The 16836-nt window shown below is 58.7% G+C and carries 13 protein-coding genes and 2 pseudogenes; 5 read left to right on the top strand and 10 right to left on the bottom strand.

Going from position 1 to position 16836, the window contains the following annotated elements; genetic code table 11:
- Positions 1 to 31: 31 nt before the first annotated feature.
- Both H1204_RS46445 and H1204_RS46440 read left to right on the top strand, forming a co-directional pair.
- A complete protein-coding gene (locus tag H1204_RS46445; RefSeq protein WP_243469045.1) occupies positions 32 to 448 on the top strand; it encodes a hypothetical protein in 417 nt (138 codons plus the stop codon).
- A gap of 97 nt (positions 449 to 545) precedes the next feature.
- Positions 546 to 977: pseudogene (locus H1204_RS46440) on the top strand (IS6 family transposase); the annotation flags it as partial.
- 655 nt (positions 978 to 1632) lie between these two features.
- Here H1204_RS46440 and H1204_RS46435 read toward each other — a convergent pair.
- The 4 genes from H1204_RS46435 to H1204_RS46420 form a co-directional block, all read right to left on the bottom strand.
- Positions 1633 to 1968, bottom strand: a complete 336-nt coding sequence (locus tag H1204_RS46435; protein ID WP_180735650.1) for a cytochrome c — start codon at positions 1966 to 1968, stop codon at positions 1633 to 1635.
- 350 nt (positions 1969 to 2318) lie between these two features.
- Positions 2319 to 2759, bottom strand: a complete 441-nt coding sequence (locus H1204_RS46430; protein ID WP_180735649.1) for an ester cyclase — start codon at positions 2757 to 2759, stop codon at positions 2319 to 2321.
- 38 nt (positions 2760 to 2797) lie between these two features.
- The gene (locus H1204_RS46425; RefSeq protein WP_180735648.1) at positions 2798 to 3145 is read right to left on the bottom strand and encodes a hypothetical protein; all 348 of its coding nucleotides are present in this window, start codon (positions 3143 to 3145) and stop codon (positions 2798 to 2800) included.
- Positions 3146 to 3349: 204 nt separating this feature from the next.
- The gene (locus H1204_RS46420; RefSeq protein WP_180735647.1) at positions 3350 to 3925 is read right to left on the bottom strand and encodes a hemerythrin domain-containing protein; all 576 of its coding nucleotides are present in this window, start codon (positions 3923 to 3925) and stop codon (positions 3350 to 3352) included.
- Between the two features lie 689 nt (positions 3926 to 4614).
- Here H1204_RS46420 and H1204_RS46415 point away from each other — a divergent pair.
- The gene (locus tag H1204_RS46415) at positions 4615 to 4893 is read left to right on the top strand and encodes an HU family DNA-binding protein (protein WP_180735646.1); all 279 of its coding nucleotides are present in this window, start codon (positions 4615 to 4617) and stop codon (positions 4891 to 4893) included.
- A 710-nt stretch (positions 4894 to 5603) separates the two neighbouring features.
- Here H1204_RS46415 and H1204_RS52845 read toward each other — a convergent pair.
- The 6 genes from H1204_RS52845 to H1204_RS46390 all read right to left on the bottom strand — a co-directional run bounded on the left by H1204_RS52845 (position 5604) and on the right by H1204_RS46390 (position 13809).
- On the bottom strand, positions 5604 to 5732 hold the full coding sequence (locus tag H1204_RS52845) for a hypothetical protein (protein WP_274608272.1): 129 nt from the start codon (positions 5730 to 5732) through the stop codon (positions 5604 to 5606).
- Positions 5733 to 5836: 104 nt separating this feature from the next.
- Complete coding sequence (locus H1204_RS46410) at positions 5837 to 7384, bottom strand: AMP-binding protein (protein ID WP_180735645.1); 1548 nt, start codon at positions 7382 to 7384, stop codon at positions 5837 to 5839.
- Positions 7385 to 7531: 147 nt separating this feature from the next.
- The gene (locus H1204_RS46405) at positions 7532 to 8041 is read right to left on the bottom strand and encodes an acetone carboxylase subunit gamma (protein WP_180735644.1); all 510 of its coding nucleotides are present in this window, start codon (positions 8039 to 8041) and stop codon (positions 7532 to 7534) included.
- A 23-nt stretch (positions 8042 to 8064) separates the two neighbouring features.
- Entirely contained in the window at positions 8065 to 10389 is a 2325-nt protein-coding gene (locus H1204_RS46400) for a hydantoinase B/oxoprolinase family protein (protein WP_180735643.1), read from the bottom strand.
- An 11-nt stretch (positions 10390 to 10400) separates the two neighbouring features.
- Positions 10401 to 12545 (bottom strand): hydantoinase/oxoprolinase family protein, encoded by a 2145-nt coding sequence (locus tag H1204_RS46395; protein ID WP_180735642.1) that lies wholly within the window; start codon positions 12543 to 12545, stop codon positions 10401 to 10403.
- A 763-nt stretch (positions 12546 to 13308) separates the two neighbouring features.
- Complete coding sequence (locus tag H1204_RS46390) at positions 13309 to 13809, bottom strand: lecithin retinol acyltransferase family protein (RefSeq protein WP_180735641.1); 501 nt, start codon at positions 13807 to 13809, stop codon at positions 13309 to 13311.
- A 422-nt stretch (positions 13810 to 14231) separates the two neighbouring features.
- On the opposite strand from H1204_RS46390, the gene H1204_RS46385 reads away from it, so the two are divergent.
- Together H1204_RS46385 and H1204_RS46380 are read left to right on the top strand one after the other, a co-directional pair.
- The gene (locus H1204_RS46385; RefSeq protein ID WP_243469044.1) at positions 14232 to 16076 is read left to right on the top strand and encodes a sigma-54-dependent Fis family transcriptional regulator; all 1845 of its coding nucleotides are present in this window, start codon (positions 14232 to 14234) and stop codon (positions 16074 to 16076) included.
- Between the two features lie 414 nt (positions 16077 to 16490).
- Positions 16491 to 16721 (top strand): annotated as a pseudogene (locus H1204_RS46380) (ATP-binding protein); the annotation flags it as partial.
- Positions 16722 to 16836 lie beyond the last annotated feature (115 nt).

The raw sequence follows: 16836 nt of genomic DNA, 5'->3' as shown, positions 1-16836 counted from the left end.
AGAAATAGTGGAGCGCTTGGGAGCAGTATGCGTGGCATTGGTGCGCGGCACGTGGCCGCAGCTTGTCACGCTTGCGGGATTCCTGGTGGCGGTCGGCTTGAGGTTTCCGGGCTGGTTTATCATTCTCTCGATCGCAGTTGTTGGCGCGGTCGTGTGGCACATTGGCCGCTGCGTTGAATCGGGCGGAGCGTCAGCGCTTCATGCCCCTCTGCTGGGTGCCGTTCTCGTGGGCAGCGGACTGGCCTCGATCGTCCTTACGCTGAAGTGGTGGTTCGTGGAAAAGCAGATGCAGTTGCCCTCTGGCAGCCTCCTGTATCTGGCCGGCCACGCCGAAGCGACAACGAATCCCTCACTGGCGTGGTCAAGCGTACTGAGCCAGTGGAGCTCATGCCTGATTTTTCTTGCCATCGCGGCCATCTGGGCAATCCGTAGCGGTCGCGTGGACTGAGCGTCGAGACGGTCGGCGCGCGGCTCAGTCTTCTCTGCGCTTCCTGCCGGTCTGCGACGTCGTGGGAATGCAAGCCGGGATCGCAGCGCGTGCAACGGTGGGCGGCCAGTGGTAGTACTTGTATCGCGCGGTAGACAAGGCCGGCAATACGGTCGGTTTCCTGTTGCGGGCGCATCGCGACAAGGCGGCAGCACGCCGTTACTTCAAGAAAGCCATCGATCGGAACGGGACGCCCGAGACCGTGACCATGGATAAAAGCCGGGCGAATCTGGCCGCCCTCCAGGCCATCAACGCCGAGCGGGAAAAGCCCATCAAGGTCCGGCAGGTCAAGTATCTGAACAACATCGTAGAGCAGGATCATCGGGCGATCAAACGCCGAACCAGGCCCATGATGGGCTTCAAGGATTTCCGGTGTGCCCGCATCATCCTGTCAGGCATTGAGACGATGCATATGATCAGGAAAGACCAGATGAAGGACAGCGGCGTGACCCGAACCGTTGCCGACCAGTTCTATTCGTTGGTGGTGTAGGGACTCCTTATCATCACGGAATTTTCTTGCCTTGCCGCCATTATCGCGACACAACCAATTGAAATACTACTGGTTGCAACCCAAGAAGGACTGACACAGATCAATCCACTGCGGCATCAGTGCGCGGAGATCATGCTGGACCAGAAGGCTGCGGCATGACTTGCGTGCCACATGCACTTCGGCCGAGTACAAGGCAGCCGACGCGACAGCACGGATGGCGGCTGTCCCATGGCAGCGGTCGTCGTGCAGGCGCAGTCGCGTATGGCCGGCGAGGGTCGACGTGCACTGCCGCTCGGCGACGTTCAAAGCGGCCGTTCGCCCGGACTGGTCGACCATCGTCAACTGAGGAACCCATGCCAGCCTATAAGGACTTCGCCTTCATAACAAGATGGTTCGGTTCATTCGTTCACCGGTTTGTCCGTCGGCAACGAGTGGAACGGACAGGGTGACATGCCCGACCGGCCGCGTGCCGCGAAACACGCGCGAGTCAATCCCGATTTCTTCCGCATCGAGCGACTACGACCCGGTGCCACGCGCTCAGCAGGAGCGGATAGCGTCGCAGCACAAAAACCAGGGCGACGCCGCGACGCCATGACTTCCGTGCCGGCCGCCTCGCCAGTATTGCCCTTATCACAGCCCGGAGATTGGGTGCTCACTACTTTAGCGTACGAAGGTAATCCTGGATCGCGTCGACTTCAGCTTTGCTTGGCGCGACACCGCTGTCCGTTTTGAAACTGGCGCCTGACCAGTGTGGCATAGGGGATTTGAGCGATTTTCCCTGATCGTCGATACCATTTAGCACGGCCCTCTCAAAGAGTTTTGGCTTCCATCCACTCGCATCGCCAACGAGCTTCGGTCCGGTGTCGCCCTTGCCGTTTTGGCCATGACAACTGGCGCAATTTTCTTGGTAGAGGGCTTTCCCGTCTGGTGGTGCAGCCACGACCGAGGCGGATATCCACAGCATTGTGACTGCGATAAACGTACGCTTCATGAAAAGCTCCCGAGTAAGCCTGGATCGATTCGTTTACGCCGAGCCTATGGTCGGCAACGTCAACTTCATCGAGCACGGTATTCAAAAAATACTCAAGCACCCTCTTTCCTTGGGATCAAGTTCGGTAGCAATGTATGCAATACGTCTCGTCTGTGCACGAGCGATTGCTTGCCGCCCGCGGGCGTCACGCAATTTCGCCAGCATTACCGCAAGCAAATTCATCCCCCGTGACGACCTCGGTCGTGCAATGGAAAATCCACAGAAGTCGAATGTTGGAGTCTCGATGCAATCCAAACTTGCTGGGCAACGGAAATGCCCACAAAAGCAGCATACCTGCCGACATTTCTTGTTCAATCTAGATTGGGCGGAAGCGTTCCGAGCTGATGGAAGACACTTAGCCAGTCCTCGAGATGCCAGGTTTTCGCTATACGTTCGCCGCGGAACTCGTGAAAAGAGTGAATCGCAAACTCGATTGGCTTTGATGTCGCTGCGATGCCCATCAGAGACCCAGACTGCGTTCCCCTGACTTTTGCCCGCACGCCAACCATGTTCCCGTGGATCAATACATCCAAGATCTGAATATCCATGTCCGGCAGCGCAGAAGCTAAGTCAACAAATACTGGAATCATCTGATCTGGTCCCCTGGCCGGCCCGAAAGACGGAGGCACGTATTGCCAGTCGGGCGTAACAACCGTCCTCAGAAGTGCAACGTCTTTTTGAGCGTGTGCGTGGTAAAAGTCGCCAATGATCCGCTGCGCAAGATCGCGGGTTACTTCGTTCGCGTGGACCATGGCATCACCTCTCGCCGACAGAAGACGACATGCCCGGTCTAGAGGGCGTGCTGCAAGGCAAAATCGAAGACGAGGATGCCAATGGAACAGCCCACCCCAGCCAGGACGTTTGCAATTCGATGATCGAGATCGTGATGTCGCCCCAACCAGGCTCCCAGGAGGAAAGCGACTTCGACGATGATCTGGAGTGCGACGAACACGAGCATGAGCAGATACTCATAGCCCATAAACTTGTAGTTTGAGAAATTCATCCCGTAGTCGAAAATCCACCTGCCGACGCGATGAGTTTCGTAGACGAATAAAAGAAACGGGAAGAGATAACTAGCAACATACGTGGGCATCGTTGCGTGTCGCAGTTCCAGATGAAAGTGATGCATGGCTTGCATATCGCCTCCCTTCTCGGCGGCAAGCGTCCTCGCATCCTGTCACACCTGGAACGATCTGGCGGGCGGTCAAACATTCCATGAATGTCGCTCGCAGAATGCGCTCTTGCTGGGCTGAACTGACGTTCACCGGATGAAGGGCACTTACCATCTAGCATGACCATGCGCCAACGCTGCCGCATTGACGCAGATCAACATTTGCATTTCCTAAGGTTCCCGGGTGGCCTTGACGATCATTGCAAAGAGGCGGCCGAGATCTGCCTCTACCATGACGCCCGCGAACGGATCGCGGTTTGTGCCAAACGCCTCGTCCAGCTCGTTCCAGTCCTCCTCCGTCAGCCATTGACGCGCGGCAGGCAGAATCACCTCTTCTTCCAGGCGCCTGTGATTTGCGGAGAACGCGGCATATTCTTCGACCATCTCGCGCAACACCGGGAGCGCGGATTCGCCAACCAGCTCGTATCGGGTCAACGCATGTTCGATGTTTCGCATACGAGCTTTGCCCTGAGCGTGCTGTTCCTCTAAGTCGTCGATGGTTTTGTCAAGGTCGTTGGCATGGTGCCGCAAGCGCGCGAACAGATAGCGCTCTTCCTTGGGATGATGTAGCTGCTCCGGATATTCGCTAATGTAATACAGCATGGACCGAAACATCATGGGTCGAGCCACGTCTGCGCCGGCACCGAGCAGTTTGACAAAGCGTTGCATGCTTGTGACGACCATCGATAGCTGCTGGTGTTCCCTAACGATGACCCGTACGGCCTTTCTCGCTATCGGCGTTTGCATATCGAACCCCTTACCCGTCGACACGGCGCGTTCAGCCTGCGATCGCCTCCCGTGTATCAAAAGTATGGAGGGCACGACGGGTAACCCTATGATCTGCATCAAGGATTCAGGTCAGCTCTCGGCCTCAAAGCGGTGTGAGGACGCTTCTGGCAATAGCAGATGTTGCCCCGCATGACCGCTCCGGCTAAAAAATTGCCCTGAGTCTCCTTGGGCAGACGTCCAATAACCCTTAACGACTACTGTCCTCCGGACGCGCACGAAGCTGCCGTTCGACCTGATTCTGTGCCCGACGTTAGCAATACTAATCATAGCCGCCATTGGACGATGGTCGCGCCAACGGCGGGTATGGCCGAAGTCTTGTCATTGAGTGGAGAAACTGAGCGGCTGCTTGACATCCCATTGCGACCGTTACGAATAACAACACAGCCGACGGTGCCTGCCGAGCGAGAGGTTACATCGTGCGGGCGCAACTAACGGTTTGAATTTTTTCAATACTTGCCCGGCTTCGCCAAACTCCCGCCGGCAAGAAGAGGCCTCTGTATTGTCCGCGCAAGGAAGGGTATGCAAGGCGTTAAAAACGCGACAATGTCTTTCTGGAGCGTCGCGGGTTGCCGGGTGCGGTACAGCTGCGATAGGGTGGGTGTCCTGTCCAGCAATGCGCGGGCATTTTTAACCAGAGGAACTCATACATGAACAAGCATGAACTCATCGATGCGGTCGCCGCCGGCACGGGTGAAAGCAAGGCCAGCACAGGCGAGGCCATTGACGCCATCCTCGAGGCCGTGACCGCGGCCGTCACGCGCGGCGATACTGTCCAGCTGATCGGCTTCGGTTCTTTTTCGACCGGCGCCCGCGCCGAACGCACGGGCCGTAATCCGTCGACAGGCGAGACCATCACGATTCCGGCAGCGAGAACCGTGAAGTTCACCGCGGGAAAGGCGTTCAAGGACGTCGTGAATGGCGCATGAGTGGTCCGGTGTGCGTAACATCCGATCGGCAGCGTTGCCTGATCAGATCGGTTGTTGACGCAACATCCAGATAAGGCATAACCCCATCGTTGTTTTTGTATGTTCGGATTGATAGACGGCACGCTGTCATGTAACGTTCAAGGTTCCAGAAGTTATAGCGGTGATCCCTGACTTCTGGTGCGTGTTGAGGCCCACCGGCAGAGATGGCGGTGGGTATTTTTTTCTTTGATAGCGGATACCGTGGCGTAGCGTGCGCCCTGAGAACCCTTTCGAAAAGAACCAAGGACCTGTTGCGTTTACACGCGGCGCAGCCGGGCCATACACATGTCATGGATCTCGCAGACGACGGGCAACCACGCACGATTTCGTGGTTTCTGTTCAAGGCGAATATTGCATTCGAAATTCGACGGGCATCGTTGCGAAACGGAAGCAACCGTCGCCAAGCGACTTCCAGCGGTCGGTTACGCGTCACCTGTTCGCGCTGGGAAGGGGCCGACTGCCGTTGAGTTGCGCAAACCTGATCATGGCGTTTATTGACGGCGGGCGTCACCAGAGGCGCCACGTGATGGCAAGTGGGGCATCCCAGCTACCGTCTGATCTGTGCGAGATCGCGCGGATCGGTGATGGGCGACTCCGCCGCGCAGAGACGACCGACTGCGCCACCGTTTCTTGAGCGGTAGTCGTCGTTTTAAGCGATTGCAATCCTGTTGCTAAGCCTTTGGCAGCTCTACATCCCGAGCATGCTGCCTCGGCAGCAGCTCGCAAAGTGCGAATGCGTCGAGGTGATGATCGAACGCCGTCTTGGTCACGCATTCGATATGTGCTTGAGTTTCGGCCATGTCGATTCTCCGTTGGAGAAGGAGGAGGGGCTTGTGATTTGACACATCAGGTGGCGAAGGCTCGCTGTTTTGTGATTGGCGTAGCTGGCAGGGCGGGTCCACCGCTATGCGAGGCTCCAGCGCCAGGTTCTGGCATTCGCCTCCTCGCCAAGCCTGATCAATAGATCGCGCAGTGCCGTCTTGACCACCTTGCCGGTGCTGTTCTTCGGCAATGCTTCGACGACCAGGTAGGCCTTCGGCCGCTTGAAGCGGGCGATGCGGTCCAGACACCATTGGTCAAGCTCTGGCTTGGTCAATTGCGCACCCGCCGTCGGCACCACGATAGCCACCACTTCTTCTCCCCAGTCAGGATGGCTGCGGCCGAGCACAGAGACTTCACTTACTGCCGGATGGGCAAGCAGGGCGTCCTCCACCTCGCGCGGGTAGATGTTGGAACCACCGCTGATGATCACGTCCTTGATGCGATCCTTGAGGGTGACCTGACCATGCTCGTCCTGGAACCCGACATCGCCTGTATGCAGCCAGCCGTTGCGCAACGTCACAGCACTGGCCAATGGGTTGTTCCAGTAACCTTGCATCACTGTGGGCCCACGAACTAGCACCTCGCCGACATGACCCACCGGCAGCGGATGGTCTTCGGCATCGACAATGAGAATTTCAACCTCCGGCAACGGACGCCCAACCGACGACAGCACCTCGAAGTCACCGGTGGCATAGGCGGCCGCAATCTGGTCAGGTGACTGCGCGGTGATGGTCATCGGACTCTCACCCTGGCCGTAGATCTGGGCGATCCTGGCGCCCAGGCAGTCGAGTGCGGCAACCTCGTTCTCGAGATAGAGCGGTGCGCCGCCGCAGACGACGACCTTGAGATTGGCCAGATCGGCCTGAGTCTGTCGCACATGTTCGACCAGCCGGTTGAGCATGGTGGGCGCGGCAAAAAAGCTCGGGCGCCGATGTGCAGCGATAAGGCTCTCCAGCTCAGCGATATCAAAGCCACCGGAGAGCGGGATTACCTGGCTCGCACCTTTGGCAACATGGGGGACAATATAGAGCCCCGAGCCATGGGACATTGGCGCTGCGTGGATCAAGCTGTCTCCAGGCGAAATTTGGGTAACGGCGGTGGAATACGCTCGCGACATCGCAGCCAAATTGTGGTGCGAGAGCATGGCGCCTTTGGGCTTGCCGGTGGTGCCACTGGTGTAAAAGAGCCAGGCGATTGCATCGCCGTCGACCTCGGCCACCGGCATCCCCGGCGACTCGAAGAGCGCCCGGTATTCCGTGGACTCGATTGCGATGGTTCTGGTGTCAGGCGCGTCCTCCGTGCCGGAAACGAAACAGACCTGGGCGCGACTGTCCTGCACGATGTGGTCGATCTCGCACGGATGCAGCTTCGCATTGATTGGCACGGCGCACAGGCCCGCGTGCCAGATGCCGTACAGCAGCTCTACGTACTGTGGGCTGTTCTTCATGACCAGCGCGACCCGGTCGCCGGCATTGAGTCCGAGCTGCGCGCGCAGCCCGCGAGCGCAACGTGCAGAGCGTAGTGCTAACTCGAAGAAGGTGCAGAAGGCATCTGTGCCGTGGAAGATCGCAACCTGATCACGGTAGGCACGTGCGGTGTTGATCAGCATGTGAGCGAGGTTGTGGTTCATGCTTTCCCTCGTTTCAGGCGAGAGGGTTTCGGTGTGGGCGGATTGGCGAGTTGCACGCGAGCGTGCAACTCGCAAGTCTGCTTCCAGCATCGTTGCGCCAGGGGAGCAGGCAGAGCCAGCCCCCTGCGTTACGCGGCTTTTCGACCTTTAGTCGGCGGCGCGCTCGGGCACCGGCAGGTTGACCCACTCCTTGTAAAAGGCGTCGATGTCCGGTTCAAAGTCGTGAATCACCGGATACCACGGCGTCGGTGCCTCGACGTCGTGCATCGTGCCGCATTGCGGGCAGTAGTACTCGCGATACACCTGCCATTGGGTGTCCGGGGCCATCAGCTTCGGATAGACTTCAGTCATGGCCTCCTCAGTGTCCCGCACGTAGATGGCGGCGTGCATTTTCCAGTTCTCGCGGTAATCGCAGAAGGTGTGCCCGCAATCGCACTGGGTGAGCCATTTCTTGGTCGTAGCCGACTGTACGATGTACAGGTGCGGCCCGAGCGGCAGGATGATGCGGTCCGGGAAGCTCACCTTGGCCTGGAGGGCTGCCAGGTACTGCTCAAAGCGGCTTTCGTCCTTTGGCATGGAAAGCATGCGGAATGTGGTTTCCCAGTCCAGTGAGCCTTCGACGAGGTGCGCCACCTGTTCATTGGTGTAGGTAGACATGTTTGAACTCCTGAGTTCGTTGATTACTCTTCGACCTGAACGACCGTGGTGACGTCGGGCAGGAGCGACAGGTCCATGCGGTGCTTGGCGCCGTAGGACGGCACGCCCAGTTCCTCCTCGAGCAACTGCCAGTCGTCCGGCAGGCTCCAGAATGTCTTGAAGCTGCGGGTGAACTTCTCGGACAACGCGAAGCTCGTAGCGAACATGTGCTGTACCTGGGTTGCGGCGTGTTTGTTCAGGATGCGTTCGCGTTCCTCCTTCATCCATTCATGGGTCGGCAGCGACCTTGCCAAACGTTCCGCGCGCATCTTGGTGCGGCGGTCCGTAGTCTTGGCCACATCCACCGTGAACACCCCTTTGGCATCCTCGGTGAAGACAGCGCCGTACACCTTCTGTGCATATTCCGGCAACAGGAACTTCTGGTTAAGATCCGCCTCGATGGCCTTTGGATCACGATCGATCGGATCGCCGAAGCCAGGACCGCCACGAAGATAGTTGAGGTAGAGGTCGTGGTTGGCGTAGCAGTCTTCAGTGGTAATGCACTGCTTGTCGCGCTTGACCACAGCGGAAGCATTGAGATGGCACTCGTAGTCCGGGTTTCCCGGATCGATATCGCCGCCCATCGGCAGGGAATCGCCGATGGCGATTCGCTCGTCCAGACCCGTCTTGTGGGCTTCGAAGCGATAGCCCGTCGCGGACGGGTAGCCGCCCATCATGCCCCAGTCGCTATTCATGAAGCCGTTGCCCATGAAGAACATGGTCCAGTCCTGCGCGTTCCACACCATGCGGAGCGTTTCGAAGCCGCAGCCTCCACGGTATTTGCCGTAGCCGCCGGAGTTGGCCTTTACGTTTCGGCCAAGGTAGAGCAACGGTTCGGCCATCTCCCAGATTTCGATGTCACCCATGTCGCCTTCCGGGTTCCAGATGGCAGCGGCGTGGTTGAGGCCATCCTTTACGGCGCAGGCACCAGTGCCGCAGGAGCTGGCCTCGAAGCTATTAACCGCGTGGATCTCTCCATCCTGATTGATGCCGCCGCCCTGAAGCCAGTTGGAAGTGTTGGCGTTACCCGCGTTGACCTCTTCCAGGTAGCCACGGCTGAAATAGGACTGGGAGAGACCGCGCCACAGGGCCGCCCAGCCGGAGACCAGGAAGTGCCAGGCGTAGGCGTGACCGGTGCGGCGGTCATCCGGATTACACCAGGTGCCCTTTGGCAGGCGGAACTCGGTGGCGAAGTAGGCACCGTCGTTGATGCGCTGAGTGGGCACCAAAGTCTGGCACATCATGACCCAGATGCCGGAAGTAAATGCCACCTGATGGGCATTGAAGGTGTGCCAGCCCCAACGGCTCGCGCCCTCAAAGTCTAGTCGCCACTTGCCGTCCGGCCTGATGGTCATCTCCACTGGAGAATGCATGATGGAGTCAAGCTTGGCGAAGGCGTTTGAGACCTGCACGTCCTCATGCTTGTAAGGAACGTCGACAAAGGAGACCTTGCGGTACTTGCCCGGCAGAGTCATGGCCTTGATACGGCTCTGCAGTCCGCGACGGCCTTCTTCGATGACCTCGAAGGCGAACTTCTGGTAAGCGTCGAGGCCGTCGGCGCGGATTACCTCCTCCACCAACTCACGAATCATATGGCAGCCGGCAATGCGGGTCTTTTCGTCGAGGATCCAGTACTTGGGGGTACGCACCGAGCGCTGTGACTCGTGCAGCCAGTCGCGCAGCGGCACATCGTTCACGCCGGTCTTGCGGCAGGTGATCATGTAGCCGTCGCCGAAGCGCTGTGTCTGCCCGGTCGACATGGAGCCCGGCGTCACCGAGCCCGTGTCGATGACGTGGGTGACGCCGCCGACCCAGCCAATCAGCTGGTTCTCCCAGAAGATTGGGACGATGGTGGCAATGTCGCAGGGGTGGACATTGCCGATAGCGCAGTCATTGGTCGTGAACATGTCGCCAGGGTTGATGCCGGGGTTGGCTTCCCAGTTGTTCTCGATCATGTACTTGATCGCCGCGCCCATTGTGCCGACGTGGATGATGATGCCAGTCGAGGTAAGGACGCAGTCGCCGGCAGCGTTGTACAGCGTGAAGCAGAGTTCGCCTTCTTGCTCGACGATGGGGCTCGCGGCGATTTTCTTGGCGGTTTCGCGTGCGTGCACCAGGCCGCCTCGCAGCTTGGAGAACAGCTTCTCGTAGCCGATTGGGTCAGCGTCGCGGAACTCCAGTTTCTCGATGCCGTTGTAGTGCCCGCTGGCCTTGGTGCGCTCGATGATGCCGTCGCGGTATTGCTTAAGCGTCTCACCGGTCTTCAGCAGGTTGGCGCAGCCGATTTCCTTGTTGCTCATAACGTTCATGGCGGGTCTCCTTACTTCACTTCCTTGAGGTGGAACAGGCGGTGCTTGTCGACCGTCGTCTCGAAACCGTCCGGCACCACAAAGGTGGTGGCATCCGATTCGATGATGGCGGGTCCCACGATATGGTTGCCGGCCTTGAGTGCTTCCATCTTCCAAAGTTCGGCGTCCACCCACTTCTTGTGGCGGTAGAAGGGACGGGTGCCGAGGTAGGCGTCCTTCGGCGGCGTCGGGCCCGCGTCCGGATCTTCTGGCAGCACCGGTTTCTGGGTCACGACGGTACCGCGCAGGATCGCACCGGTAATCGAGAAGCCCAGTTCCGGTGAGCGAGCGGAGCTGGCATAAACACGGCCGTAGGTGTTCTCGAAGGCTTCGACGATCTGGTCCCAGTCGGAGACAGTGGCGGCGCTAGTCACCGGCGAGACGATCTCGAGGTCGTTGAGCTGACCCATGTACTGCATCTTGTAGCCGGGGATCAACAGAACATCCTCAGCCTTGTATCCGTTGAGGACGAACTCATCGATGACCTTTACGGCCAGTTCGGACCACGCTTCCTGAAGAGTCTTGCAAGCGGCCTCCTTGTCGGTGGCCGAGGCGAGCTGGGCGACGCCGAGGTCCACTGACTTGTCATAGCGGTACTCGAAGTCGGCGCAGGCGCAGCCGAAGGCCGAAAAGCCGGCCGCCCAGGCGGGCACGACCACGTCCTTGAAGCCAACGCCCCCGGTATAGCCATAGGTGTGTACCGGGCCGGCGCCGCCGTAGGAGAAGCAGGTGAAGTCGGCCGGGTTGTAGCCCTTGGCGCTGATGTTGGCGCGCAGATACTCGGACAGGGTCAGGTCGAGAAGCTCGATGACACCGGCGGCGGCATCTTCGACAGACAGACCGAGAGGATCGGCGACCTGTGCCTTGATGTGCTGGCGGGCGCGTTCAACGTCAAGCTTGATCGCGCCGCCCAAGAAGTTCTGAGGGTTCAGGTAGCCGAGTACGACGTGGCAGTCGGACACGGAGACGGTGTCGAGCCCACTCTCGGGCCAGCACGTGCCTACGCGGTAGCCCGCGCTATCCGGGCCAAGTTTGATCGACTTGCTGTACGGATCGAGGCGCACGAAGCTGCCAGCACCAGCGCCGACGGAATCCATCGCCACCAGCGGCAGGGAGAGGACCAGGCGCGCCATGTCCGGATCCGATTTGATGGCGAAGTTGCCTTTCGTGATCAGGGCCACGTCGAAACTCGTGCCGCCGATGTCGGAGCAGGCGATGTTCTCGTCGCCAAGAGCCTCGCCTAACAGCTTCGAACCGATGACGCCCCCGATCGGGCCGGAGACGATGGTGCGTGCCAGTTCCTTGGCCTTCCAGCTGATGGTTCCGCCGTGCGTGGCCATCACGCGCAGATCGAACTTGGCGCCGTGCTTCTTGAAACGATCGCTCACTTTCTTCAGGGTCTGGCGCGAGGGCTCGGCGCCGTAGGCCTCGAGGATGGTGGTGTTCATGCGGTGGCTTTCCTTACGCGACGGGTAGTAGTCGACCGACGCAAAAACGGGAATGTCCACAGCCAGTTTCTTCAGTTCCTCCTTGACGATGTCACGCGCGCGCATCTCGCTCGTCTCGTTCTTATGTGATTGCAGCAGACAGATGACGATGGCCTGGGAGCCGGCTTCCACCAGTTCGCGCGTCGCTTGACGCACATCGGCCTCACGCAATGGGATGACTACCTTGCCCTGCACGTCGGTCCGTTCGGTGACGCCGCGCGTGCGGGATACTGGCACCAGGGGCTCGTCATAACGGTGCGTGTTGAGGTGGATGCGGTCCTCGAGGGCGTAGCCTAGATAGCTCTGTAGAGCGCGACCCATCGAGTGGATCTGCTCGAAGCCGCGATTGCAGATCAGGCCCACGTTGAGGCCCTTGCGCATCAGGATGCGGTTAAGCATGGCAGTGCCGGAATAAACGCACGTCGCCAGTTCCGGGTATACGTCGTCGACGCCCCGGCCCCAGTGGGCTAGGGCATCCTGCGACGAGTTATAGATGGCGAGGGATTCGTCGCCGGGGTTGCTCTGCGCTTTGCCGACCACGAAACGGCCGTCCGAGCGGACAAAGAAGGTGTCGGTCATTGTGCCACCGGCATCAATACCCATCACCTGGACGGTAGATTGCTGCTGCATATTTGTCTCCTGTCATTGCATTGGTCACGGTGGGAATCCCCACGGCCGATATATGGCAAGGGGCATGCCAATGCAGTCCGACGTCGACACGGATGCCCGGCAAGTCAATGAAATCAACAAGCTGCCGAAGTCTTTCGAGATGACTCACCAGCAGCGAGTGCCCGATGTCACTGTCCGGAATCCCGACACTTAGACAGATGCGCCCAGAAATCGAACAGGTCTCGGTTTAAATGATACGGAGTACAAATTGTCTGTCTGATTCGGGTGGCCGTATTCAAGCCGGACTTTGTTGGCTGAATTAAAGGCTATCTGTTAGTGGGCAGGGTCATGGAGTCGGAGAATTGCGAAGCAAAGCAATCGCTGGAACCGCTGTCAGACGCACTTCGAGCGAAACGGTACCAGCCATGAACAAACGTCATGGCGGACAAGATGTTCAAGGTCAGTGTTGCGGTCGACCGGAATTGGGTCAACCGGCGCAGGTGGAAGACGTTCCCTCAATATCACCAACCGCTGCGCGAAAGGATTCGCAACTGCCGTACGACGGCAAGTCGCCATATTTTGCGCCTTTAGCATGTGGTAGTCGGTCGATTCAAAGATGACCGTAAGCACGGCGGTGCCTAGGGTGTACAACTGGAATGGCTAGGTCACCGTACGTCTTGACAACGATGACGCCATGGAGATGAAAGCGAAATGGCGAGTGTTCGTCGGTCCCCGATGCGTGTTCTCATGATCGTCGGAAGGACGACATAGCATCAGATAGCCTTCAGGTTTGCAGCGAAAAATTGGTGTGTCCAGTTGTCCCCTTCGAAGTCAGGGCACCACTGAGTTGCCGGATGGCTTTGATCCCGGCGTCCAATGCGTCAATTGCCCACGACGTCAAAAGATCAATCTGCTCACTGCGGTTTTCGCCATAAAGACACCACATACAGAAGTGCTCACAGTTGTTCGAGATTAGTCGGTAGTAGTCCTCTCCAAGGCGGGAGTAGGCTCGCCGGACTGCTTCCCGGCCAGCGAACCTGGCACCCAAGCTTTGCCTGACCCAGATCGGGTGCCCGTGTGCGAATGCTTCGAGCGTGACTTCCTGCACCGGCCCGCGATGCAGTGACCGGGACAGTCCTGCGTAATGCACAACCTTACCGGCCCCCACGTAGAGGCCATGATGCATGTACCCAAGTCGTTCGGTGACGAGATGGCTTCCGATTGTCAGATTCACGTAGGCAACCGCGTCGATAACCACATGCCCTGTCCTCGATAAGTCTTTCATGACCGTCACCACATATCGCTGCCTCTTGCGTCCATTGACCGCACAAGCCGTGCCATAGTCCAACGGCGCGCCAAAAGCAGAGGCGTGTGCTGACGACCGTGCTCAGGGTTCGTTTCTGCGTCGATGGAAGTTGCGGCGCACCATCTTCCCCTGCGTCCGCCGTGTGCACTCAAGCACGTTGAGTGGCCACACTGGATTGTGCGGCGCTTTTAGCTGCGGCATGGCCCGCGAGTTCGAAGGAAGCGTCTTGCCTCCACCGTCCCTCGCTGTCCAGAATTCGGACAGCATGGCGGCAGCATCCGGATTCCGGACATCGTCCGGATTGCTTGCTGCAAAGCACAAGTTGTTGCTGTGAAAGAGGTTTATTGACTTGCTCGTACCGCCGGGCTAGAGTCAGACGATCCAATGAGCGCGATCGTCAAATGCCGTTTTCACATTGCGGTGTTCTAATCCCCCGCATCAGCGACGAATCCGTCGTGGCGTCTGCTTGGGAGCGCTTTCTGCAGGACAAGCCACTGGACAGAGAAGGTGTGCGTAACGTCGTTCTCGCGTCCTGGCAACGATGCCGCTCTGAGGCTGTTGATCCGACCAGGCACTCCGCGCCTGGTGCCGCTGCCAACCGTGTCCGACAATTGCAGCGGCAAAACGGCGATCTCTGTGATGCCGCACGTCCGGCACTTGAATATCTGCGCGATATCCTACGGGAGTGTGGAACTCTCATCCTGCTTTGCGACCGGGGCGGCACCGTACTCCAACTCAATGGCGAGACCCGACTCCGCAGCGTTGGAGAGGAAATCAACTTGGCCACCGGCGGCTGCTGGAATGAGGAAGTTATCGGCACCAATGCCATCGGGACGGCAATCGTCACTGGAGCTGCGGTTCAGATCCATGCCAATGAGCATTTCTGCCAAGACGTCAAGCGCTGGACGTGCGCCGCTGCCCCAATTCTCGACCCGTTTGATCGCTCCCTGCTGGGAGTAGTGGACGTCTCCGGTGTCAAAGAAACGCTCCACGGTCACACATTGGGCTTGGTGGTGGCAGCCGCCAAGCATATCGAGTGCGAATTGGGTCGCTTGGACGTTGCTCGCCACGAGCGGCTTCTGACCCGAGCGATCGACAGTTTCATACGTTACGCCAGCGATTACGTTGTTCTCGTCGACAGCCGGGGGCGCATCGTTCGGACCAACGGAAGTGCGCAGGCAGCGCGAGATACCTACGACCTGCAATTGCTGCTTCAAGTTGGCAACCAGGTACCAGGACTCGACCTTGCCCTGTCAGAGGTGGATCGATGCTGCCAACGTCCTGCATGGCTTCGCCCTGATTGGTTGCATCCGGTGAAGGATCATGAAGGGATCCTGGGTACGATGATTGTGATTCCGCTTGCGGCTGGAAACAGACGTTCTGCCATATCGATACCTGAAGCGATGGCGACGCCGGCAAGGGACGACGCTTTTGGCGACATCATTGGGGAAAGCGAGATACTGATCGCGACCAAGGCACGTGCGCGCCGCGTTGCCACTCTGGACCTCACGGTCCTGCTCCTCGGCGAAACCGGCGCGGGGAAGGAACTCTTCGCTCGCGCGCTGCATCGGGCGGGGCGTCGCCCCGCTGGGCCGTTCATTGCCATCAATTGTGGTGCCTTGACGCGAGAATTGCTGGCGAGCGAGCTTTTCGGCTATGCCGAAGGCGCTTTCACCGGTGCTCGCCGTGGTGGAATGCCAGGCAAGTTTGAGCAAGCCGACGGTGGCACGCTGTTTCTTGATGAAATAGGTGAGATGCCGCTTGATATGCAGCCCCACCTCTTGCGTGTGTTGCAAGATGGCGTCGTGGTCCGCCTGGGTGATACCCATGAGCGGTGCGTCTCGGTACGCCTGATTGCGGCCACCAACCGTGACCTGCAGAAAGAAGTCACTGCAGGACGTTTCCGTCAAGACCTGTATCACCGTCTCTGCGTTGTCAACCTGCAACTGCCTGCACTGCGCGAGCGGCCTGGTGACATCGAGATAATCGTCGACCATTTCAACAACAAGATGGCACGCAAGTACGGCTGCGAGCCCAAGCTACTTGACCCAGCCGTGAAACAAGCGTTTCTCAATTATAGTTGGCCGGGCAACATACGAGAACTGCAGAACGTCTTCGAGGTCATGTTCGCGCTGAGCGAGAGTAACGTTATTGATGCATCACTCCTACCTCCGCCCATCGGAATGGTCCAAAACCCGCAGGGATATCCACACCAACTCCGATTTCTGCTTCTTTCGGATGTCTGAAGGAAATGGAGAGACAGGCAATACTCGACGCAATTGCGAACGCACACGGAAATATGTCGATGGCCGCCCGGACGCTGGGAATTTCGAGGAGTACGCTGTACGTCAAATTAGCTGCAATCAGGGCGCAGCCCTGCAATTCGAATGCCAGCATTTAACCAGCTGTGAGTCAGACGAGATACCGAATGGCGCTGGCCTTGAACGGGATCCATCCCAGGGAGCGGCGTGCGCGCCCGACAGGAAGCGCTGCTCGCGCTGCCAGACCTTTAACGACAGCTCGGCACAGTAATTCCATACGAAGTGGACCTCGCACGCAAGCTCACAACTGTGCGTGTTTGTCTTTGAGTCTGAGGCGAAGGACGCGGGTGGTGAATGCCTTGTGCCGATAAGGTTGTTTCTCCGTATAGGCACGTCTGAATTTTTCCTTCGAGAATCACGAAAATCGGGCTGCGCTGTCTACACCCGCCTTTGACCGATCTGCTCAAGAAGCTGCACGCTGCGCGGGCCACAGGCCTGTACGAGCGCAAGTTCCAGCAGTTCGTGCGCGTGCCGCTGCTCATCATCGACGACTTCGCCGTCAAGCCGCTGCAGCGGCCTCACGACGAAGACTTCCACGACCTGATCGCCGCCCGGTATGTGCGCGCGACTTAGACTCTCACATCCAATGCCTCGTCAGCCAACTCGCGGGTTGCCGGACCAACGCACCTGCGGTAGGGTGGCGTCCGTCCCGCTGCATGGGGATGTTACTGCTCAAAGGGAGACT

This window comes from Paraburkholderia sp. PGU19 (genome assembly GCF_013426915.1).
Lineage (GTDB): Bacteria > Pseudomonadota > Gammaproteobacteria > Burkholderiales > Burkholderiaceae > Paraburkholderia.
The sequence above is the reverse complement of the archived record's forward strand: the minus strand, read 5'-3'. Positions and strand labels throughout refer to the sequence as shown.